At 64.1% G+C, this 21994-nt stretch carries 14 protein-coding genes; 10 read left to right on the forward strand and 4 right to left on the reverse strand.

Annotated features, from left to right (window positions below; genetic code table 11):
- The first annotated feature begins 63 nt into the window (after positions 1-63).
- On the forward strand, positions 64-1032 hold the full coding sequence (locus FHW92_RS19250) for a hypothetical protein (RefSeq protein ID WP_168604894.1): 969 nt from the start codon (positions 64-66) through the stop codon (positions 1030-1032).
- A gap of 1 nt (position 1033) precedes the next feature.
- On the opposite strand, the gene FHW92_RS19255 is transcribed toward FHW92_RS19250, so the two are convergent.
- The 4 genes from FHW92_RS19255 to FHW92_RS19270 form a co-directional block, all read right to left on the reverse strand.
- Positions 1034-3724, reverse strand: a complete 2691-nt coding sequence (locus FHW92_RS19255) for an alpha/beta hydrolase domain-containing protein (protein WP_168604895.1) — start codon at positions 3722-3724, stop codon at positions 1034-1036.
- 57 nt (positions 3725-3781) lie between these two features.
- Positions 3782-5539, reverse strand: coding sequence for a CocE/NonD family hydrolase (locus tag FHW92_RS19260; RefSeq protein WP_246870282.1), 1758 nt, complete (start codon positions 5537-5539; stop codon positions 3782-3784).
- The gene (locus FHW92_RS19265; protein WP_168604896.1) at positions 5539-8187 is read right to left on the reverse strand and encodes a TonB-dependent receptor; all 2649 of its coding nucleotides are present in this window, start codon (positions 8185-8187) and stop codon (positions 5539-5541) included. Before FHW92_RS19265 ends, FHW92_RS19260 begins: the two co-directional genes overlap by 1 nt.
- A 229-nt stretch (positions 8188-8416) precedes the next feature.
- Entirely contained in the window at positions 8417-8881 is a 465-nt protein-coding gene (locus FHW92_RS19270; RefSeq protein WP_168604897.1) for a MarR family transcriptional regulator, read from the reverse strand.
- Positions 8882-9054: 173 nt separating this feature from the next.
- On the opposite strand from FHW92_RS19270, the gene FHW92_RS19275 reads away from it, so the two are divergent.
- The 9 genes from FHW92_RS19275 to FHW92_RS19315 all read left to right on the forward strand — a co-directional run bounded on the left by FHW92_RS19275 (position 9055) and on the right by FHW92_RS19315 (position 21977).
- Complete coding sequence (locus tag FHW92_RS19275; RefSeq protein ID WP_168604898.1) at positions 9055-9549, forward strand: TRAP transporter small permease; 495 nt, start codon at positions 9055-9057, stop codon at positions 9547-9549.
- Positions 9546-10850 carry a TRAP transporter large permease gene (locus FHW92_RS19280; protein WP_246870283.1) on the forward strand — a complete coding sequence of 435 codons (1305 nt, stop codon included), beginning with the start codon at positions 9546-9548 and terminating at the stop codon, positions 10848-10850. Before FHW92_RS19275 ends, FHW92_RS19280 begins: the two co-directional genes overlap by 4 nt.
- Before the next feature lie 4 nt (positions 10851-10854).
- Positions 10855-11895, forward strand: a complete 1041-nt coding sequence (dctP, locus tag FHW92_RS19285; protein WP_168604899.1) for a TRAP transporter substrate-binding protein DctP — start codon at positions 10855-10857, stop codon at positions 11893-11895.
- Positions 11888-13126, forward strand: coding sequence for a CaiB/BaiF CoA-transferase family protein (locus tag FHW92_RS19290; RefSeq protein ID WP_168604900.1), 1239 nt, complete (start codon positions 11888-11890; stop codon positions 13124-13126). Before dctP ends, FHW92_RS19290 begins: the two co-directional genes overlap by 8 nt.
- Positions 13126-15426: a 2-hydroxyacyl-CoA dehydratase family protein gene (locus FHW92_RS19295; protein ID WP_168604901.1), complete on the forward strand. Its 2301-nt coding sequence runs from the start codon at positions 13126-13128 to the stop codon at positions 15424-15426. The genes FHW92_RS19290 and FHW92_RS19295 overlap by 1 nt, the downstream gene beginning before the upstream one ends.
- Positions 15423-16598, forward strand: coding sequence for a CoA transferase (locus FHW92_RS19300; protein WP_168604902.1), 1176 nt, complete (start codon positions 15423-15425; stop codon positions 16596-16598). Before FHW92_RS19295 ends, FHW92_RS19300 begins: the two co-directional genes overlap by 4 nt.
- Positions 16595-17788: a CoA transferase gene (locus FHW92_RS19305; RefSeq protein WP_168604903.1), complete on the forward strand. Its 1194-nt coding sequence runs from the start codon at positions 16595-16597 to the stop codon at positions 17786-17788. Before FHW92_RS19300 ends, FHW92_RS19305 begins: the two co-directional genes overlap by 4 nt.
- Positions 17785-18861, forward strand: a complete 1077-nt coding sequence (locus FHW92_RS19310) for a CapA family protein (protein ID WP_168604904.1) — start codon at positions 17785-17787, stop codon at positions 18859-18861. The genes FHW92_RS19305 and FHW92_RS19310 overlap by 4 nt, the downstream gene beginning before the upstream one ends.
- Positions 18862-19169: 308 nt before the next feature.
- Complete coding sequence (locus tag FHW92_RS19315) at positions 19170-21977, forward strand: TonB-dependent receptor (protein WP_168604905.1); 2808 nt, start codon at positions 19170-19172, stop codon at positions 21975-21977.
- Positions 21978-21994: the final 17 nt, after the last annotated feature.

Consider the following 21994-nt stretch of genomic DNA (forward strand, 5'->3'; position numbering starts at 1 on the left):
AATGCAAGCGTTGTCATTGTTTGAAAAATCGGCAAACATCGTCCCGCTATAAAGGAGACAAGGATGCCCTCTTACCGCCTGCCCCTCGCGGCCGCCCTGCTGAGCCTTGCCGGCACCGCCATCGCACAGACACCGCCGCCGTCCCGCGCCCCGGCCCTGACACCCGAGCAGGAAGCCGAACGCATCGCCGCGCGCAATCTGCCCAATGTTCCCGGCTCCGGCCCCTATCCGGCGATCATGGAGGTCAGCCCCAGCCTGCCCAATCACGTGATCTATCGCCCCGCCGCCATGCCTGCCGCAAAACTGGGCGTGCTGGTCTGGGGCAATGGCGGATGTCAGGAAGATGGCGCCAGCGCGCGGCAACACCTGCTGGAAATCGCCAGCCATGGTTATGTGGTGATCGCGCCCGGGCGCATCATGTCCGGCCCCACCGCCACCGAAAAATTGCCCGAACCCGCCCCCGGCGCCCCGCGTCGTCTGGATTCGCCCACGAAAAGCGCCGATGTGCTGGCGGGCCTCGATTGGGCGCTGAAGGAAAATGCGCGGGCGGGCAGCCCGCTCAAGGGCCATATCGATCCGAAGCAAACCGCCGTTGCGGGCCATAGCTGCGGCGGACTGCAGGCGCTCGAAGTGGCCCGCGATCCGCGCATTCATGCCGTGCTGATCCATAACAGCGGCGTCTTTGCCGATGGCAGCAATCCGATTGCCGGGATCAATGTGACCAAGGCGCTGCTGAAGGATATTCACACCCCGATCATCTATATTCTGGGCGGGCCGGGCGATATTGCCTATCCCAACGGCACCGACGATTACGCGCGGATCGAGCATGTTCCCGCCGTGCTGGTCAATCTGCCGGTGGGCCATGGCGGCACTTTCTATAAACCCTATGGCGGCGCGGTGGCGCAGGTTTCGGTCGATTGGCTGGAATGGCAATTGCGCGGGGATAAAAGCGCAGGCCGGACCTTTACCGGCCCGGCCTGTCGCCTTTGCGTTGCGCCCGGATGGAGCATCGAGCGCAAACATATGGATTAATTCACCGACAGCTGCGGCCCCGGATACAGGGCCGCAGCATCGGCGCGGGCGTATGGGCGACAAATCCGGTCGCCGGATTATCCCATACGCCGCTGTCCAGACGCTTTTCCATCTGGCGCAGCGATGCCACCAGCACCTCGCCCGAAAAACCGCAATGGCCCGCCTGCGCCAGCCACATGGCGCTGAACATGCCCGGATTGGTCGCCTCGCCATAGGCGCGCAGCAGCGAGGGCGAGGTTGCCCCGTCCCCCATCGCCTGAACCGAGAGCAGCGGGGCAAAGGGCCGCGCCGTGGGCGTATAATGGGCCATCATGTAATTGACCGCCGTGGGTCTGGCGGCCCCCCGCACGCCCGCATTCAGCCGCGCCAGATCCGCCTTCAGATCCAGCCCCGCCTTGGCATAGGCCGCCTCGACAAAGGCGCGACGGCCCGATTGCGCCAATTGCGCGGTGTAATCCACGCCGGTGTTCCATGAAAACACTCCGCCCGCGCGCTTTTCCTGATCCGCGCGTGGCAGGAAGATGCCCATGGTGAAAGCCGCGCCGATTTCATCGACCTGCGCCTCCATATCGCCATCGGCGGGGCGGGGATGATCGCGGCGGGTCCAGCCCGGAATGCCGCCCAGCACGCCCGCCAGCGCCAGACGCGCCCTGCCCTGCGGCGTGGTCAGCGCGACCTGCACCGCACCTTCCGCCTTTTGGCCATTGGCCATATCATCGGCAATGCCGGTCAATTGCAGGCCCGCATCCCCCGCCGCCAGAGTGCGAAACGCATAGGCCCCGTCCAGCGCCATATTCATCATCCCCACCGCGCCGCCGATCGAGGGACAGAACGCAATCGCGCCATCCACCGCAGACTTGGCCGCCTCGGCCAGAGCGGTGGTGACAAGAGCGCCCATCGAATTGCCCCAGGCGATGGTGCGCTTGGGCCGCCCGTAGGTCTGGGCAAAAGCGGCGATGGCCTGCGTCTGCGCGGGCACCGCCTCGGCCAATGACCAGCCCGCCGCGCCATAATCACTGGCCAGCAAGGCATAGCCCTTTTCCAGCAGCAGCGCCTTGGCATTGGCAGGCGTCAGCTCAGGCGCGCCCAACCGCGCCGAATAGCCCCGGCCCCAAACCAGCAGCGTACCGTTCCAGTTGACCGGAACCTGCGCCGCCCATTTCGCGCCCGATTTCAACGTGCCCTCGGCGGTTTCCGGCTTTGCGCCCCGCCCCGGCCCAAAAGCCTGATCGGCAAAGCGGCGCGCCTCGCGCTTTTCCGCCGCCGCATCGGGGGCCAGCAGCCAATGGCCCGCCACCAAAGCATCCACCCGCGCATCGAACTTGGCCAGATAGTCGGCCCGCCCGCCCGGATAGGTCTGGGCAATCAACGCCGGATCGACGGGCAGGCGCTTCAGATTGCGCCGGGGAATCTTGCCGCCGCAGAATGAAGCAGGCGGCTCGCCATAGCGGACCAGCGGCACATCCAATTGCGCCACGCGCACCCCGCCGATGGGATTGCCAAAGGCGTCGCGGGCGTAATCCTTTCCCGCCACCTGCATCCGTTCGGCATGGGGCGCGGGCGTGCCGGTGGAAACCCAGCGGTCGATATTGACCAGCGCAGCCTGCGCCACATCGCGCATCGGGCTGTCGCTGTCCTCAACCGAGCAGACCGGCACCGGCTCGACCCCGGCATGGCGGCGCGCCAGCAATTGCCATGTCGAGGGGCGCACCTGCCCCGTAACGCCGCTGTCACCATGGCTGACCCCGCCCAGTTCATAGATGCGATAGCCGCCCTTGGCCGCGTCCGTCTGTTCGCGCAGGGGATGGATATTGGTGATCGCCTCCATCTCGCTGGTCAGTTCGATGACGGGGGCGTCGATCATGCGCAACTTCTGCTGATGACGGTCCTTCACCGGATCGGTCGAATTCAGCGGCACATGGCCCGCATCCACCGCGCCCGCCGAAATGCCGATCAGATAGCCGTCGATCACCGGCGAACCATCGGCCCGGCGATAGCGGTCGTGAAAGCCGAAATTGATCCAGCTGCGCCACTGGCTGCCCAGAAAGGACCAGCCTGAGCCATAGACGCGGCGCACCTTCCACCCGGCCAGCGGGCTGCCCTTGGCCGGATCGCGCAGCGCGGCGGCGACTTGGCCGATGATGTCCCAGCGGATGCCGTCATCCTTGGGGATGTCGAAACCGGCGTAACGCTGGGCATCAAACCACTGCGGCAAGTCGGTGGTGGCGATGGGCGTGGCGGGGGTGGATGCCTTGCGGCTGGGCGCGTCGCTGCCGTTGATGGCCATGGCATAGACCGCGCCGGAACGCAGCACGAGGCTGTCGATGCGGCCCCATTGCGTGCCCGCCAGATTGGGATGCTGAAACGCCAGATGGACGATGCCGTTGAAACGCTTGGAATCGCGCGGGCGGATCAGGATGATGCGCGTGGCATAGGGCACATCGCCCTGACGCACCGCCAGAGAGCCGTCCTCCTTTTCGGTATAGATCGCGCCCTTGCCGTTGATGAAATATTCCTCCTGCACATAACCGGCGCGGGCCAGCGCCTCGGCCTCTTTCGTCCCCTTCAGCACAAGCGGCGCGAAGATTTGCGATGTGGAGGTTTCGGGCACCCGCGCGCTCCAGTGCAAAGGGTGGGCGGCGGCGGGCGCGGCCATCACGGCCATGGCGAACAAGGCGTGGCGAAGATGCATGCGGTCTGTTTCCTGACACAAAACGGGGCCGGTTGCCCCGGCCCCGCCGCGACCCGATCAGGGTTTCACGATAGGCAGACTGACGCTGGAAGGATGTCCGGCGTCGCTGATAAGAGTGATCCGCGCGGGTTGCGAATTGGCGCTGCGGGCCCTTTCGCGGTAATCCGATCCGGCAAAGGTGAACTGGATGCGATGCCCCTTAGCCCAGACATGGGAGGTGGGCATAAGGTCGAACTGCATCCGCACCGGCTCGCCCGGTTTCAGCATCTGCGCGTCCTCGGCATAGGCGCGATGCCACGGCAGGCCGGGCAAAGCCCATGGCGCCTTGTCGGTCTTGCGCAGCGACGCCTTGAGGCGGCCTTCGGTCACAACCTTGACGCTGCCATCGGGCGCGACATCCTCAAGCAGGAGGAAGAGGTTGGCATCGGGCGTGTCGGCCGCGATCCAGACATCGGCCAGTCCATGGCCCGTAACCTCGACCGGCGCCGTCAGCGCCTTGCCCGCCACGGAGAAGCCCGCACCCTTGGGATGGCACGGCTGCATCTTGGGGCCGCCGCCCTCACCCACGCAGGGCGTGGCGTAATCGACGGCAAAACTGGTGGAGAGCGGCGCCGGTTTGATGGCATCGGTTTCCAGCCCCTTCGCGGTGATGGCAAAGCTGGTCTGCGGCGCCTGCGGCAGCGGCCATTGCGCGGCGCTGCGCCATTCATCGGCGCCGACGGTGTAATAATGGATCGGCGGATCGCGGTCGATGCCGGTGTCGATGCCCTTCAGGTGGCGGTCAAAGAACCGATGCGCCTCCTCGACAAGGCCAAAGCCGTCATTCTGACAATGCAGCCAGTCCCCGATCAGGATGCGCGTGCCGGGGATGTTGAGGAAGGCGATCAGCCCCTGATCGCGCAATTCATCGCGCCATCCGCCCACGACATACAGCGCCGTTCCCGACCGTCGCATCTGATTGGCATAAGAGGACGCGCTACCCTCGGACCAGAAGGTGCTTTGCACGCTGGGCGCCCAACTGTCGCGATAGAGCAGCGATTTCCAGAGTTCGAACAGAGGTGTGGCGCGCTGATGCTCTTCGGCCGCCTTGCGCAGCAGGACCTTGTTCTCATCGCCATCTATGGGGGTGATGGCCATGTCCTGCTCGATGGTGCGGGTGGGGCCGGTGCCCCATTGAGCGAAGATCCCGCCACGACGCATCGCGTCATATTTGTTCCAACTGAAGCATCCGGCGAACACGGCCTTGAGGTGCGGATTGCCCCCCGTCATCGCATGGACCGCCGCATCGCCGGTGTTTGAACAGCCATATTGGCCGACAATGCCGTTCGACCATGGCTGATCGGCCAGCCAGTCGATCATTTCATAGGCGTCGGCATCCTCGTTGCGCTCGTGATAGCCGCGCATTGTGCCGAAGCTCTGCCCATTGCCGCGCCGGGCAACCTGCACCACGACATAGCCGTAATCGGTCAGGCCCGGTATCGAGCGAAACCCCGCCGCGCGCGGGCCAGTGCCATCGGCGGCCTCCTGCGTGGCGGACAAAGTGTGGTGCCAGATGACGGGGAAACGCCCCTCGGCCGGTTTGCCATCCACCGCCGGGCGCGCCACCGTGACGGCCAGACGCGTCCCGTCGCGCATCCGCACGTAAAAGCTCTGCCTGATCTGCGAATTATAGGCCTTGGGCGGCTGATAGTGCCCAAAGCTGGACGCCGCCGCCGCAGGGGCCAGAGCGGCGGGAGCCTGCGCCCCCGCCACTCCCCCCACAACAGACCCGGCTCCGGCCAGCGCCATGGCGCCGGCAAGGAAGACGGAGCGCATCAGAACTTCTTCCGCGCGCTGACCGCGATCAGACGGCCGATCGGGTCGGATGCGGTGGCGTCATAGCCGCCGCTGCCGTTCGAGCTGGGCGCGATGTTCACATAGGGCGGCTTGATATTGAACACATTGCGGATTTCGAGCCCCAGATTGAACGGGTTCGCCTGATCGCCCACCTTGAAATTGATCACCGCATCAATCGGGGTGTAGCTCTTCACCGCCTGCGGCGTGCTGATCGCATTGTTCGTGTATCCGCCCACATGGGTGGCGCGCAGCAGGATGCTCCAACGCTCCATTTCCCAATTCACACTGGCCCGCGCGCGGAAACGCAACGGCTGGAAGATCAGGTTGAGCTGGCTGATAAAGGGTGCCGCCGGTGCCTGCTGCGTCTTGAAGCCCAGATTGTAGGTTCCGCTGGCGGCCAGCGTGAAGCGACCTGCCTTGTCGGTGTCGATCACATGGCTGGCCGTGAAATCGAGGCCGCGCGTGATCGAACGTCCCAAATTCTGGCTGCGCCCATCGACGAACAGGGTCACATTATTCGGGCTGCCGCCGGGGAAAGCGCCCGAAACGGTCAACCCCTGCGCCACATATTGCGCGGCCAGCGCGCCCGCCGCCGCGCCCTGCGTGATCAGCCCGGTGCCGTCATATTGCGACACGCGGTTGAGCAGCGAGAGGTCCGAAAGCAGCGCGATGACCTGATTTTTGTAATCCACGTTGAAATAGGTCAGCGAGAACTTGGTCCGTCGCGTCGGCTGGAAATCGGCGCCCACCGACCATGTCGTGGCGGTTTCGGGTTTCAGGTTGATATTGCCGCCCGACAGCGCCACCCCGGTGATCGGCGCGCCGCCGGTGGGGTTCTGATAGGATTGCACGAAAAGGCCGTTCGAATTGCCGTAGATCTGCGGCAAGGTCGGCGCGCGGAAGGACGTGCCGTAAGAGCCGCGCAGGGTCAGGCTTTCCACCGGTTTCCAGTTGACGCCGAATTTGGGATTGGTGGTTTGCCCGACATCGGAATATTTGTCGTAACGGACCGCCGCATCGATCTCCAGCTTTTGCAGACCCGGCATCGCATTGTCCGGGCCAAAGACCGGGATCACCACTTCGGCATAAGCCGAATCCACCCGCCGCTCCGGATTGGTCCAGGTATAGGGGACGCCCGGATTGCCGCGCTGGCTGCCCAGCGAGACGTTGAATTCCTGGCCTTCATAACCGGCGGCCAGCTTGACCTGCCCGGCGGGCAGATTGAACAGCGGCCCGTTCACCCGCGCCTCATAGCCGACAAAGCGGCCGATAGTAGGCGCATAGAAGACCTGATTGAAAATGCCCGCCAGGGTGGCGGCCGACGTGCGGCCAAGGCCATAGGGGTCAAAGGCGGTGGCCGGATTGCTGCTGGCCAGCGCGGCATTCAGCGCGCCATTGTTCGTGCCCAGAGTGCTGACCGAAATGTCATAGGTGCGCCCCTTGCCCACCAGCGCCTCGAACTGCCAGTTCTTGGGCAGCTTGATCTTTACCCCCGGCGTGATCTGCCAGCTTTCCGAATGGCCATAGCTGGCATTGCGCGCCACATCGCCCGAGAAATTATAGCCCAGCGTATAGGACGTGCCGGTAAAGCCCGTGGGCCGCACAAAGAAGGCATTGGTCTGTGGCACGGTCAGCGTCGCGCTGCTGTAGGCAGGCAGGCGATAGAAGGAACGATAGGAATAGAAGCCATCGACGAAGAATTCGAGCCAGTCGGTGGCCTTGAAATTGCCGGTCATGTTGGCCGAGTCATACTTCTGGCGCGGGATCAGGTCCTGCCCTTGCAGATCGTCGCAGCGGTTGCTGGTGCCTGCGGTCAATTGCGAGGGGCTGGTGACGCCGCCCGCCGGAATGGCGTAATTGACGCCGCCCGCCGTGATCGTACCGGGGTTGCAGCGCGTGACCGAATAGTCATTGCCGCCAAAGCGCGTTTGGTTCGAGGTGAAGAAGGGGCGGTCCGAACCGTTGAGGTTTGATTTTTCAACATGTTCATAGGCGACCATGAACTGGCCCCGGTCGAACTTGCGGCCATAGGCGGCCCCGGCCATCTTTTCATTATAGGCCCCGTCCGAAGCGATGCCGCCGCGCGCGGTCACTTCAAGCCCGTTGAGGCTGCGGCGCGGGATCAGGTTGACCACGCCCGCCACCGCGTCCGAACCATAAATGGCCGATGCGCCGTCCGCCACCACCTCGATCCGTTCAACGCCCAGCGTCGGCAGGGTGGACGGGTCGATCGAGCGGCTGTTGTTGGTGACGCGGTGGCCATCGACGATGATCAGCGTAGCATTCGGCCCGATCCCGCGCAGGTTGATCGAGTTCGAATAGACGATATTGCCCGCGCCGCCCGATTGCCCGCGCGAATTTTCCGACACGCCAAGGTCAAACACCTGCGGCAGATCGCGGATCGCGCGGTCGATGGTGACGCGGCCCGTGGCGGCGATGTCGGCATTCGACAGGGCTGTAACGGTCGAACCGATGGGGGCCTCGCCGCGGACACGGCTGCCGGTGACGATAATGTCGGCGTTGTTGGCCGCTTCCTGCGCCCCCTGCGCCGATGCCGCGGACGCGGACAGCGCCCCGGCCAGAACCGTGCTGGCGAGCACGGCTGCGCGGAACTTACGATGGTTCATGGCATCCTCCCGAGAATTACAAGCGATTACAGAAATGGCCCGCTGAGCGAGATGGATGCGCTGTGTCGCATGATGCCGGGCACCTTTCCTCTCCTCACAAGCTGGTGGCCGGATTCGGCCTTGCCAGACGGAACTTATGCGTTCTTGAGGATGAAGATGCGTAAATTGGTTGAATTAGTCAACTATATTTTTTTCTGATCAATTTGCCGCGATGCAGCATTCCCTCCCCTCACTCTTCGCGCACGCACACCGCATACATCCGGTCGAGCAATTCGCTGAGCAACATCAATTCGGCAGGAGAAAGCTGGTGCAGCACGGCATTCTCGGTGGTCGAGACAACCGCGAAGATTTCCTCCAGTTCGCGTTCGCCCTCTGGGGTGATATAGAGCGCATGACGCCGCCGGTCCTGGGTCGAACGCTTGCGCGTGGCCCAGCCGCGACGCTCCAGATCATCAAGCAAACTGACCGTCACCGACTTGTCCATCGCGATTTCACGGGACAGCTCGGCCTGCGAAATGCCCGGATTGGCCGAGATCAGCGCGAGCGAGGAAAACAGGCCCGAGCGCAGCCCCCGGTTGGCCGTGGCATTGACGAAATCGCGCGAGAGCTGGTTTTGCACCCGGCGCAGGCGAAAGCCGACATAATCGCCCAGCCGCCCCAGTTTCACGCCCGTTGCCGTCTCTGCCTTACTCATCCGCAAACCCGATCCCATTTAGTTGACATATTCAACGATTGAATTAATCTACCTTCTCGGTGACTCGGCCATTAGACGCCTGACACAGGATGATGTCAACGTGATGCCAATACGGGCCACCGCCGCAAAGATCCGGCCGTTCAAGCAAGCCGGCACCAAGGGAAGAGAGCAAGATGCCCGCACCGCCGCCGCATGGCGATGAAACCAGACCTTCTGTATTGCGCCGCCTTGCCTATGGGCTGGGCGCGGCCGGGCTGGGATTGGCCGCATTGTCCGATTTCATCGCTGTGGCGGGGCGGCATCTGGGGCTGCATCTGCTCGGCTCGATTGAACTGACGCAGACGGGCATCGTCTTTCTGGGCGCCGGGGCGATGCTTTACGCCACGCTTGAGCGCCACCATGCAAGCGTTCACATGGTCACATCCCGCCTGTCCCCTCCCACCGCCGCCCTGCTGCGCCGGATCATGTCGGTGGTCAGCGCGGCGGTGTTTCTGGGCGTGGCCATCGGCACGGCATGGGTGATGGGCGACCTGTGGAACGGGTATGAAATGACCGAATTGCTGCAGATCCCGATCCGCTGGCTGCGCGCCCTCTGGCTGCTGGCCAGTTTCGCCATCGCCGGACTCTTTCTGCTTCAGGCCCTGCGCAATGATGGAGGCGAGGCATGAGCCCCGAACTGATTGGCGGGATCGGCATTGCCTTGCTGCTGGCCATGCTGGCGGGGGGCATTCCCATCGGCATCGGGCTGATGCTGGCGGGGATCGGCGGCATGGCGGTGATGATTTCGCCCGAGGCCGCGCTCATCAAGGCCGGGGTCGTTTCCTATGAGGTGATCTCGAAATACGAACTGGGCGTGCTGCCGCTGTTTTTGCTGATGGCGCATATCTGTTTCGCCGCCGGGGCCAGCCGCGATTTCTTTGCCGTAGCGGCGCGCTTTGTCGGCCATCGGCGGGGCGGGCTGGCTTTGGCCTCGATCGGCGGCTGCGCGGGGTTTGGCGCGATTTCCGGCTCGTCGCTGGCCACAGTCGCGACGATTTCCTCGGTCGCCCTGCCCGAAATGCGCAAGGCGGGGTATAATCCCGGCTTTGCCGCAGGCGCTTTGGCCGCCGGGGGCACGCTGGGTTCGCTGGTCCCGCCCTCGGGCGCGCTGATCGTGTTTGGCATCATCGCCGAACAATCCATCGGCAAACTCTTCGCCGCCTCGCTCGTTCCCGTGGCGACGCAGGCGATCTCCTATCTCGTCACCATCATCATCCTTTGCACGATCAACCCCGCCCTTGGTCCGGCCAGCACGCGCGCCACATGGGGCGAGCGCCTGCGCGCGCTGGGCAAGATCGCCGATATCGTGACGATGATCACCTTCGTTATCGGCGGGCTGATGATCGGCTGGTTCACGCCGACCGAGGCCGCCTCGGTGGGCGTCGTCGCCTCGCTGGCCGTGCTGGCGCTGCGCGGGGGCTTTACGCTTGCCGCGCTGAAACAGGCCGCCCATGCCACCTTGCGCACGGCGGGGATGATCTATGTCATCATCATCGGGGCGATGCTGTTCGCCACCTTCATCTCGATCACCGGCATCACCGAGGCCATGTCCGGCGCGGTCATCGGCCTTCATGCCAGCCCGGTTCTGGCCATCATCGTGATGACGCTGGTGCTGCTTCTGCTGGGCAGTTTCCTTGACGGTGTGGCGCTGATGCTGCTCACCACCCCGATCTTCCTGCCGATTGCCGAGGCGCTGGGCTACAGCCCGATCTGGTTCGGCATCTTCCTTGTCCGCACGATGGAACTGGGCTTTGTCCACCCGCCGCTGGGCCTCAACATCTATGTGCTTCAGGGCGTGGCCAAGGACCTCTCGCTGGGCACGATTTTTCGCGGGGTGATCCCCTTCCTCGTTGCCGATTTTCTGCATCTGGGCGCGATCATTGCCTTTCCGGCCATGGCGCTCTGGCTGCCCAAGATGATGGGGGCCTGATCCCATGCGCAAAACTCTCACTCTGGGGCTTGTGGCCTTATTGACCGCCTGCTCCTCGCCCGCGCCCAAAGCCGAATATACGCTGACCTATGCCAGCCCCTATCCACCCACGCATCCTTTCAGCAAGGCCGACATCACCTGGATGCATCAGGTGGAAAAGGACAGCGGCGGGCGCATCGCCTTCAAGCCCTATTGGTCGGGCGCGCTGATTTCCTCGGACATGAGCATCACCGAAATCCGCCACGGATTGGCTGACATCGGCCTCATCACGCCGATCTACACGCGCGGCGGGGTCCATCTGCAACGCGCGCAGGCGGGCTTTTACGGCGGCGTCAAAACCATGGAGGATCAGGTCAGCATCTATGACTGTCTGGCCGCGCGTTTCCCGCAATTGTCGAATGAATTGCCCGGTCTGCATGTGCTGGCGGTTCAGGGCGGCAATTTCCCCGGCATCATGACGCGCAACCGCCCGGTGCGCACATTGGCAGACCTCAAGGGCCTGCGCCTGCGCGCGCAGACCGACAGCATCGACGTGCTGCGCGCGCTGGGCACCGATCCGGTCAACATGCCGATGGCTGAGGTCTATTCCGCGCTGGCCAAGGGCGTCATCGACGGCGTGGTCGCGCCTGCCGACACGATCAAGAGCCTGCACTTCTCCGAGGTCGCGCATTATTTCACCACGCTGCGCCTCAGCCGTGGCGGATATCCGGCCCGCGCCATGTCCGACATCGCCTGGCGCCGTCTGCCGCCCGATCTGCAAAATGTGCTCAATGCCGCCAAGCCCAAGTGGGAGGCGCAATTGAACGCCAACAATGCCAAGGCGGAAAAGGCCGGGATCGCCTTTGCCAAGGATCACGGGGTGACGATCATCCCCCTGCCCGCCGCCGACCAGACCCGTTTCGATGCGCTGTATAACCGCTTTGCCCTCGATCAGGCCCGCCGCCTTTCGGCCGTCGGCATCGATGGCGAGCCGGTGTTCCGCGCCGCCCAAGCCCTCATTGCCAGCGGCCAGACCCGCTGCACCAAGGATATGCCCCATGACTGACCAGACCCGCCCTCTCGAAGGGCTGACCGTTCTTGATCTCACCCGCGCGCTGGCGGGGCCTTATGCCACGCTGCTGCTGGCCGGGCTTGGGGCCAAGGTCATCAAGATCGAAGAGCCGGTGGGCGGCGACCTTGCCCGCGAAAACAGCCCCTATCTGGGCCGCGACGGCATCATGGTCGAGCGCGCGCATGAGGATGACATTTCCTTGTCTCACCTCACGCGGGCGCGGGGCAAATATGGCGTCTCGCTCAATCTGAAACGCCCCGAAGGCAAGAAGCTGTTCATGGATCTGGTGGCCAAGGCCGATATCGTGGTGGAGAATTTCACCGCGGGCACCGCCGACCGGCTGGGCGTGGGCTATGAAGCCTGCGCGCAGGTCAACCCGCGCATTGTCTTCGCCTCGCTATCCGGCTTTGGCGCGAACGACCGTTCGGGCAAGGCGATGGACGTCATCATCCAGGCATTGTCGGGCGCAATGTTCACCAGTGGCGAGCCGGGCCATCCGCCGGTGCGCATCGGCATTCCGATTGCCGATATGCTGGCGCCGGTCTTCACCGTCATCGGTATCCTTGCCGCCATTGAACAGCGCCACCGCACCGGCGTGGGCCAGCATGTGGACGTTTCCATGCTGGGCGCTTTGACTTCTTTCGTCGCCATCGAAAACTGGTCCGCCATGGCCGCCGCCGGGATGCCCGCGCGTACGGGCCTGACGGTTCAGCGGCTCTCGCCCTTTGGCGTGTTTGAATGCGCCGATGGCTATGTGGCCGTGGTCGCGGTGCATGAGCCCCTTGCCCGGGGCCTGTTCGACGCGATGGGCCAGCGCGAGCTTGGCGATGACCCGCGCTTTGCCAACCGCGACGCGCGCGTGGCCAATGCCGAGGTGCTGGAAGCCACGATCAATGCGTGGAGCCGACAGTTGCCCGTGGCGCAGGTCTGCCGCCTGCTGGAGGAACGCGGCGTTCCAGTCGCCCCGGTGCGCCATCCCGAAGACGCTCTGGTCGACCCGCGCGTGGTCGAGCGCCACGAGACGATGGCTGTCGAACATCCCACCTATGGCTCGAACGTGGATCTGCGCACGGCGGGCATCCCGATCGAGTTCTCCGCCGCCAGCACCGGTTTCGACGATGCGCTGCCGGTCTATATCGGCCAGCATAATGAGGATGTTTACGCGCAATATCTCGGCCTCTCGCCCGACGATGTGGCGCGGCTGAAAAGCGAAGGCGTCATCTAATGCTTGCCTTCTTCCATCAGGTCTATGCCGATCCTTTGAGTGCCCCCACCCGCGCGCCGATCATCCGCACGCTGGGGTTCGATGCGCCGCGCGCCGCGCTGCTGGGCGCCGGGTTTCAGCCTGTGCGTCTGGTCGCCCCGCGCCTTGCCGCCACGCCCCGCGCCGATGCCGTGATGGGCCATGCGGCCATGGGCCATCGCGGCAAATGCCTGCTGGAAGTGCTGCTGTCATGGGATGACACGCCGCTGCTGATCACCGCCGCCGATGGCGAACAGCCGCAGATCTTTGCCGCCCTGCGCGAACTGGGGCGGCAAGGGGAAGCAGTGCCCCGGCACATGCATTTCCTCGATTTGCTGCACCTGCCGCGCGCTGCATCCATGGCCTATAATGAGGCGCGCATGGCGCAGATGGGCGACTGGCTGGCGGATCTTGGCACGGCTCCGGCCGAGGATGCCCAACCGTTGCTCGCCCATCAGGCCCATCTGCTCGACGCGCTGGGCGAGGCGCGGCGGCGGGGCAGGATCAGCGGCACCGATGCGCTGGCCGTGATCGGCGCCTCGGCTATTCTCCACCCGGCGGATTACAACCCCGCGCTCGAAGAATTGCTGGTGGAACTGGTAGCGGCGCCAGAGATCCCCGGCAAACGCCTGTTCATCACCGGCACCCCGCATGAGGGCGTTGAACTCTATCAGGCCATCGAGGCGGAAGGCTGGCTCATCGTGGGCGAGGATCAGGCATGGGGCCAAAGTTTCGCCCATGCCCCCTGCCCGCCGCGCATTGACATGGCGGGGGCAAAACGGATCGCCTCGGCGGCCACGGCCTGCGGCGCGGACGCTGTGCTGCACCTGTCCATCGGCGGCGATGAGGCCGCGCCGTGGCAGGAGGCCGCGGTCCGCCGTGCCCTGCCCGATATGGCCTTTACTGCGCTGCGCTGCGATGCCTTGCCCGACGCGCGTTTCCTGCGGGCTTTGCGTGGGCAAGCCGAACCGCTCCGCGCGCCCAAACCGCCCCGCCCCGCGCCGCCCAAAGGTGAAAAGCGCAGCCGTAAATCCCTTGAATCCGTCGCCAGTTTCAACGCCTATCAGCGCGAATGGTTTGCCGACCTGCGCGCCAAGGTCGCGGCGGGCAGCCCCTTTGCCATGGCCAATGCCAATGCCCCGCAGGAAATCCTGCGTGCGCTCGACATACCCTTTGTCGTCAACCAATGGTGGGCCTCGATCGTGGCGGCCAAACAGCAATCGCGCCGATACCAGGCCCTGCTGCGCGACCACCACTACCCCGCCAATGTCGAGGCCTATTCCGCGCAGGGCATCGCCGCCGCCTTTGATGATGACGCTGAAAACGCGCCTTGGGGCGGGTTGCCCCGGCCCGATTTCGTCCATGCCGTCGCCACCAGCGATCCTACCGCGCGCATCTTTGCCGAATGGGCGCAGGTTACGGGCGCGGCTCCCTTCGTCTATGAAAAGAGCAATGATCCGCGCATGGATCTCTATGGCGACTGGTGGGCGCGCCTGCCCGACCATTGGGAGGAAGCGCTCGAATCCGAACGCATCGACCTGATGACGGCCGAACTGCGCGAGGTGATCGCCGGGATCGAAGCCAAAACCGGCCGCCGATTTGACGAGGCCCGTTTCCGCGCCGTGATGGATCTGGTCAATGAACAGGAGGATTATTACCGCAAGACCCGCGATCTGATCGCGCGGACCGTGCCCGCCCCCATCGGCATCGTCGATTCCATGCCCGCAACGATGGTGCCGCAATGGCATCGCGGCACCGAATGGGCGCGCGATGCGGCGCGGGCCTTTTATGAAGAGGTCAAGGCGCGGGTCGATGCCGGATTGGCCGCCTGCGAAGGCGAAAAGGTCCGCCTGATGTGGGTCGGGCGCGGATTATGGAGCGAGATGGGCTTCTACCAGAAATGGGAGGAGAGCCATGGCGCGGTGTTCGTCTGGTCGATGTATCTGGCGCTGGCCGCCGATGGCTATATCCGCGATATTGAGGGCAAGGATGCTCTGCGCGCGCTGGCCTCGCGCTGCATCACCATGGGCGATGAGTTGCGCATGCCGACATGGGCCGGACCGTGGTATGTGCATGAGGCGCAGACCCATACGATTGACGGCGTTGTGGCGCTGTCGGACGCCGATCCCTTCGTCGTGCGGGCGCTGCGCGAAGCGGGCTTTCCGGTGCTGGAGCTGACCGCCGACAATTTCAACCGCGAGGGCGAGGATGGCGCGGCCATCGAGGCGGCGATCACCGACTTTATCGAGGGCGCGGCGGGCCAAAGGGCGGCGCAAAGATGACTGCTTTAACCGGCCTCAAAGTGGTCGATTTCAGCCGCTTTCTGCCAGCCGCCTATGCGTCATGGGTGGCGGCCGACATGGGCGCGGATGTGGTGCGCATCGAACACCCGCGCGAACTGGCCAAGGCCGAGGCGATGTTCGGCAAGGATGAGGATGAGGCCGCCGCCCTGCGCCGCCGCGCCCGCCCCTCCTATACGCGCGGCAAGCGCAGCCTGAAGATCAACCCCGGCCATGAGGCGGCCCGCCCTGTGCTGGAAAAGCTGATCGCGCGGGCCGATGTGCTGATCGAAGATTACCGCCCCGGAGTGATGGAGGGCATGGGATATGGCGCGGGGCGGATGCTCGCGCTCAATCCAGGCCTTGTCTATCTCTCGGTCAGCTTTGCCGGACAAAGCGGGCCGCTGGCTGGCCGCGCGGGGCATGATCCGCTGGCGCTGGCGCTGGCGGGGGCTTTGTCGCGTATCAACGGCCTACCTACCCCTTCCCTGCCCGGTTTGCAGGTGGCCGATGTGCTGACCGGCGCGCAAGGGACGATTGCCATGCTGCTGGCCCTTACCGCGCGCGATCGCAGCGGGCGGGGCCAGCATGTGGATGTGGCGATGGCGGATTCGTGCCTGCCGCTGCTGGCGGTGTCAATGGGGCGCTATGACGATCCCGAAGCCGCGCCGCCGCCGGGCCAATGGCATCCGAAAGGCGGGGTCTGGGAATGCGCCGATGGGCAATTTCTGTGCACCACGGATATGGAGCCGGCCTATTGGCGGCGCTTTTGCGATTGCATCGGGCGGCCCGATTTCGCCGCCTTGCAGCACCGCGCCGATCAGCATCCGATGATGCAGACGCAAATCGCCGCGATAATGCGAACCCGCCCGCGCGACGAATGGGCCGCGCTTTTGGAACAATCCGATGCTCAAGCCATGCCGGTCTATTCGATGGCCGAGGCGCTTGCCCACCCCCACCACCGCACGCGCGGGCGGATCATCGAGGTGCCCCTGCCCGGACAAGAGCCGGTGACGCAATTGAGCCTGCCCTTTGGCCTATCCGAGACGCGCAGCGTGCCGCCTCGCCCTGCGCGACACGCCGGGGCCGACAATCAGGCGATCCTGACAGAACTGGGCTTTGACCCGGCCATGATTGCCGCCAGCGGCGCGCTGGATGCAGGAGAGAGACAATGATGCCGCTTTCGGGCATTCGCGTGCTGGATTTCACCCATGCCATCGCAGGGCCGACCGCGACCATGACGCTGGCGCAACTGGGCGCCGAGGTCATCAAAATCGAGCCGCCGAAAAAGGGCGACGATTTCCGGCACTATACCGAACATGCAGGATTGCCGGGCATGTCGGTGCCGTTTGCCGCGGTCAATGCGGGCAAGCGCAGTCTGGCGTTGAACCTGAAGGACGCGCGCGGGGTGGCGATTGCGCGCGATCTGGCGGCGCAGGTCGATGTGGTGGTGGAGAATTTCCGGCCCGGCGTGATGGCGCGATTGGGGCTGGGCTATGAGGCTTTGTCGGCGCTCAATCCGCGCCTGATCTGGCTCTCGCTTTCCGGCTTTGGGCAAAGCGGGCCCTTGCAGGATCGCGGCGCCTATGACCATATTGCGCAGGCCACATCGGGCATGGCGATGATGAATGCCACCGCCGATGGTCCCTTGAAAATCGGCATTCCGGTGGTGGACAGTTTCACCGGATACCTTGGCGCGACGGGCGTGCTGGCGGCGCTGCGGCGGCGAGACAGGACCGGCGCGGGCGAGAAGCTGGATGTGGCGATGCTGGATGCCGCGCTCAAGATCATGGGCGCCGCGGCCTCGGTCTGGGATTATACCGGGGCCTCGCCCAAGGGGACGGGTAATCGCGGGTTTCGCCTTGTGGCGACGGCGGAATATTATGCCTGCGGCGATGGCTGGATTGCCCTTGGCGCCAATCATCAGCATCAGATCGAGGCGCTGTTCGCCGCCCTTGGCGCGGGCGAGATGATCCGCGATCCGCGCTTCGCCACCCATGCCGCGAGGGTGGAAAATTACGCCGCGCTCAAGGGCTGGCTGACGCAGGAAATGTTGAGATATTCGGCGCAGGAACTCGATGACCGGTTGACGCAGGCGGGCGTCCCCGCCGCGCGGATCGGCGAAATCGGCGACATTTTGAGCCACCCCCATATGGCGCAGCGCGGGCTGATTTCGCACGCGCAATTGCCGGGGCATGATCGGCCGCTGGCGGTGCTGGGTCTTGGCATGGGGCCGGATTTCTGCGCGCGCGGCGATGCGGGCGCCGTGCCGGTGCTGGGCGCGGATGGCGATGCGGTGCTGGGCGAGATGGGGATGGATGGAGCCACGATTGCGGCCTTACGCGATGCAGGGGTGATCGGATGAGCGCGGTGCGTATATTGCTGCTGGGCGATCTCATCCTCGATGTGGCCGAGCCGGACCATTGGCTGTCGGGCATCGCGCCGATCCTGCGCGGGGGCGATATGGTGATCGGGCATCTGGAGGTACCCTATACGACCTGTCAGGAGGAAGTGCCCGGCGATGTCCCCGCGCCCGGCGCCGATCCGGCGCATCTGGACGCGCTGGCCCGCGCCGGGATCACGGCGGTCAGCATGGCGGGCAACCATATGATGGATTGCGGCCCGGTGGGGCTGGCCGAAACGATGGCGGGGCTGGATCGCAACGGGATAGCCCATGCCGGGGCGGGCGTGGATCTGGACGCGGCGCGCGCGCCGGTGTTCATCGCGGCGCGCGCGCGCCGGATCGCCCTGCTCAGTTATAATTGCGTGGGGCCCGAATTGAGCTGGGCGGGCGAAGGCAAGCCGGGCTGCGCCTATGTCCGCATCACGCCGCAAGATGGCAGCGCAAGCCGCCCGCAGGCCGAACTGGTGCATATCGACCCGGCATCGCAGGCCGCGATGGAGGCCGACATTCGCGCGGCGCGGGCGGCATCCGATCTGGTCATCGTTGCGCTGCATAAAGGGATCACGCATCGTCCCGCCGAACTGGCGCCCTATGAGCGGCCCCTTGCGGCAGCAGCGGTGGCGGCGGGCGCGGGCGTGGTGGTGGGCCATCATGCCCATATCGCGCGCGGGATCGAGGTTATTGATGGCGCGCCTGTGTTTCATGGGCTGGGCAATGGCTGCGTCGTCACCCATGCGCTTTCGCCCGCGCAGGATCATCCGGCCCGCGCCGAATGGGTGGAGCGGCGCAAGAAGCTGTTCGGGTTTGAGCCTGATCCGGCCTACCCCCTCGCCCCGTTTCATCCCGAGGCGGTGAACGGGATGATCGGCGAAGTGGTCTGGCACGAGGATGGCAGGCTGGATTTGCGCGCTATCCCGATCTGGTTCGAGCCGCCGGGGCGGCCGGTTCCGGCGGGCGAGCGGGCGCAGGCGGTGCTGGCCTATATTGAAGCCATTGGGCAGAAAGCAGGATTGCCCCCCACAATTCTGCGTTAAAAGCCAGAGCATCATCATGAAAGAATCCGGCATGCCCTGCCGGGTTCTTTTGTTTTGGGGCATCAGGGCGACTCCGATATTGGAGAAGTTTCACAAAGTGAGATTAACCGCCACATAAAGGCGCAGCGCGAGCGCAGGGATCCGGCGCCGGAGCGATGATTTATCGTTTGATTTCAAAAATTATCGCCCCACCATCAATATTTCGCCTTCCGGCTTGCAAAGTGATTATCTTGGCGATAGGTTCATAATGCGCTCGATAAGTTCATATTGAGCAATATTAAGAATGATAACAGGGAAGGTTGTCCACCATGGCTTCAAAGGCTCACCTTTGGCGATGCTCACCCGCGTCCGCCGCGCTCGTCATCGCGCTCGTTTCTCCCGGCCTGGCCCATGCGCAAAGCGCGCCCGCCCCCGCCACCAACGCCGACATCATCGTCAGCGGCATTCGTCAGAGCCTTGCCAATGCGCTCAACACCAAGCGCAATTCCGATCAGGTGGTCGATGCGATTTCTGCCGAGGACGTGGGCAAGTTCCCGGACAAGAACGTGGGCGAAGCGCTGCAGCGCATCACCGGGGTCCAGATCAGCCGCGCGGGCGGCGAAGGTTCGGCGGTGTCCATTCGCGGCGTGGATCCGGGGCTGATCCGCGTTGAAATCAACGGACAATCCACCCTGTCCACCGCCGCAGGCCCGGCCGCAGGGTCGGCCACCAATCCGGCGGTGGAATTCCGGGACATCCCGGCCGAATTCATCAGCCGCCTCGAAGTCGTCAAATCCGCCACCGCCGATATGACCGAGGGCGGTCTGGGCGGCACGGTGCGCATCATCACCCGCCGACCGTTCGACACGAAAAAGGACTATCTGGCCGGATCGGTTCAGGGGGTTTACGGAACGCTGGGCGACCGGCTCGACCCCAAATTCGCGCTGATCGGCAGCCATCTTTTCGCGCATGACACGCTGGGCGTGCTGCTCTCGGCCACCTATGAAAAGCGCAGCCTGTGGTACGATCAGGCCAAGACGACGGGCTGGCGCCAGATCCGCAAGGTGGGCGCCACGGCCGCGCAATGCAGCCAGACGGTGCAGACCGGTTGCGTTGATCTGAACAATGACGGCACCGGCGATTTCTATCCCGACATCCCGCGCTATGCGATGTATCGCGAACGCACCGAGCGCTATGCTTTCAACGGCATTGTCGAATGGCGCCCGTCGGACAATTTCCGCCTGTTCTTTGACAACACCTATACCCGCGGGCAGCAGACGCTGAACTCGCAGCTTATGCAGATCAACACGTTTTCGGCCCTGACCTCGGCTCTCTCGCTCAGCAATGACACCAGTGTCAACGCGGGCAACGCGGCCAGTTACGTGCAATTCCAGCAAACCCCGGTGGCCAATCCGAACAGCACCAATGCGCTGGGCGTGTCCTATCGCAACATCAACGGCACGATCGACCGCCAGACCTATACCGGCACGCTGGGCAGTGAATGGCATGTCAGCCCCAAGCTGACCTTGCGCGCACGCGGCGGCTATTCCTGGGCGCGGGCCTTCAATGATGAAATCGACGTGGTGGGCACGCAATATGGCCTGACCTCGGTGACGGTGGATTATCGCAATCCGGCGGGCGCCCCCAACATCAGCCTGTCGACCGACCCCACCAATCCGGCGGGCATCAACAATCTGCAGATCCAGCGCAAGCCGCGCCTGAACGTCCAGACCGAACGCAATTTCCAGTTCGACGGCGATTATGACGTCGGCGGCTTCCTGAAACAGATCAAGTTCGGCGTCCAGCGCCGCGTGACCGATCTCAACTCGATCTATCACGACGGCACCGTCACCTATGAAGGCTATACCGCAACGCCGGGCGTGGGCGATATCAAGACGCGCACATGGGTCACGGGCACGGCGGTCGATGCCGTCACCTCGACCGGGACCAATGCCGCGATCCTCTCGCAGATCCAGTCCTATGTAAAATATGCCGATCTTGGCGATCACAACTTCTTTTCGACCGGCAATATCGGCTCAACCAATATTCAGCGCTGGCTGAACATGAACATGGGAATAGCCAATGCGGCGGGTATTCCCACCACCTATACCACCAACAACTGGTCGCCGGGCGACACCTATGATGTGAAGCAGAAGAACTGGGCCGGTTATGTCTCGACCAAATGGGGCTTTACCCCGTTTGACCGCAATCTGGCCGTGGTGGTGGGCGCGCGCGTGATTCGCATGGAAACCATCGCCTCGGGCTATAACATCAACACCAGCGCGGGCACTTTCGCCCCGGTGTCCTTTACCGGCAATCACACCTATGTGCTGCCCAGCGCCAATCTGCGCTATGAGCTGGTGCCCAACAAGCTGATCTTCCGCGCCACGGCCACATCGGTGGCCGCCGCGCCCGATCTGGCCAAGATCGCGCCCTCCATGTCGCTCAACACAATTGCCCAGACCGGATCGCGCGGCAATCCCAAGCTCAGCCCCTATACCGCCCAGCAATATGACCTTGGGCTGGAATGGTATATCTCGCGGGTGAATTATCTGTCGGCCACCTTCTGGCGCAAGGATATTCAGGGCTTCCCCTATAAGGTGGCCACGACCGAGAATTACAACGGCACCGATTTCACCATCTCGACCTATTACAACAGCGCCGCCCCGGTTCAGATCAACGGGTTTGAGGCGGGCCTCGTCTATGGCTTCGACTTCCTGCCAGGCCTGTTCAAGAACATGGGGCTTCAGGCCAATTACACCTATGCCAAGGATCGCGGCTTTACCACGACCGGCTATTACAGCGGTCAGGCGCTGGGCTTCCCCGGCCTGTCGCGCCACAGCTATAACCTGTCCGCCTTTTATGACGATGGCCGTCTGAACGCGCGCATCTCGTACAACTGGCGTTCGCGCTATAATATCGGGCCGGAGCGCGACAATCTCAACGCCTTTGGCCGCCCCTATGGCCAATGGGATTCCTCGATCAGCTATCGCATCGGCGACCATTTCACCGCCTTTGTCGATCTGGTGAACATCACCAATGCCCAGCGCATCGAGGACGAGGAAAGCGCCTATCGCGTTTCCACCGTCGAAACCTATGGCCGCCGGGTCTATTTCGGCATCCGGGCCAAGATGTGACGTCCGGCAGGCGGCGC

The organism is Novosphingobium sp. SG707 (genome assembly GCF_012275515.1).
Classification (GTDB): domain Bacteria; phylum Pseudomonadota; class Alphaproteobacteria; order Sphingomonadales; family Sphingomonadaceae; genus Novosphingobium.

Coding starts and splice junctions, on each gene's coding strand:
- FHW92_RS19260 (WP_246870282.1), bottom strand. CDS start 5,539: ATGCGCTCCGTCTTCCTTGCCGGCGCCATGGCGCTGGCCGGAGCCGGG.
- FHW92_RS19280 (WP_246870283.1), top strand. CDS start 9,546: ATGAGCCCCGAACTGATTGGCGGGATCGGCATTGCCTTGCTGCTGGCC.
- FHW92_RS19300 (WP_168604902.1), top strand. CDS start 15,423: ATGACTGCTTTAACCGGCCTCAAAGTGGTCGATTTCAGCCGCTTTCTG.
- FHW92_RS19290 (WP_168604900.1), top strand. CDS start 11,888: ATGACTGACCAGACCCGCCCTCTCGAAGGGCTGACCGTTCTTGATCTC.
- FHW92_RS19315 (WP_168604905.1), top strand. CDS start 19,170: ATGGCTTCAAAGGCTCACCTTTGGCGATGCTCACCCGCGTCCGCCGCG.
- FHW92_RS19255 (WP_168604895.1), bottom strand. CDS start 3,724: ATGCATCTTCGCCACGCCTTGTTCGCCATGGCCGTGATGGCCGCGCCC.
- FHW92_RS19295 (WP_168604901.1), top strand. CDS start 13,126: ATGCTTGCCTTCTTCCATCAGGTCTATGCCGATCCTTTGAGTGCCCCC.
- FHW92_RS19270 (WP_168604897.1), bottom strand. CDS start 8,881: ATGAGTAAGGCAGAGACGGCAACGGGCGTGAAACTGGGGCGGCTGGGC.
- FHW92_RS19265 (WP_168604896.1), bottom strand. CDS start 8,187: ATGAACCATCGTAAGTTCCGCGCAGCCGTGCTCGCCAGCACGGTTCTG.
- FHW92_RS19310 (WP_168604904.1), top strand. CDS start 17,785: ATGAGCGCGGTGCGTATATTGCTGCTGGGCGATCTCATCCTCGATGTG.
- FHW92_RS19250 (WP_168604894.1), top strand. CDS start 64: ATGCCCTCTTACCGCCTGCCCCTCGCGGCCGCCCTGCTGAGCCTTGCC.
- dctP (WP_168604899.1), top strand. CDS start 10,855: ATGCGCAAAACTCTCACTCTGGGGCTTGTGGCCTTATTGACCGCCTGC.
- FHW92_RS19275 (WP_168604898.1), top strand. CDS start 9,055: ATGCCCGCACCGCCGCCGCATGGCGATGAAACCAGACCTTCTGTATTG.
- FHW92_RS19305 (WP_168604903.1), top strand. CDS start 16,595: ATGATGCCGCTTTCGGGCATTCGCGTGCTGGATTTCACCCATGCCATC.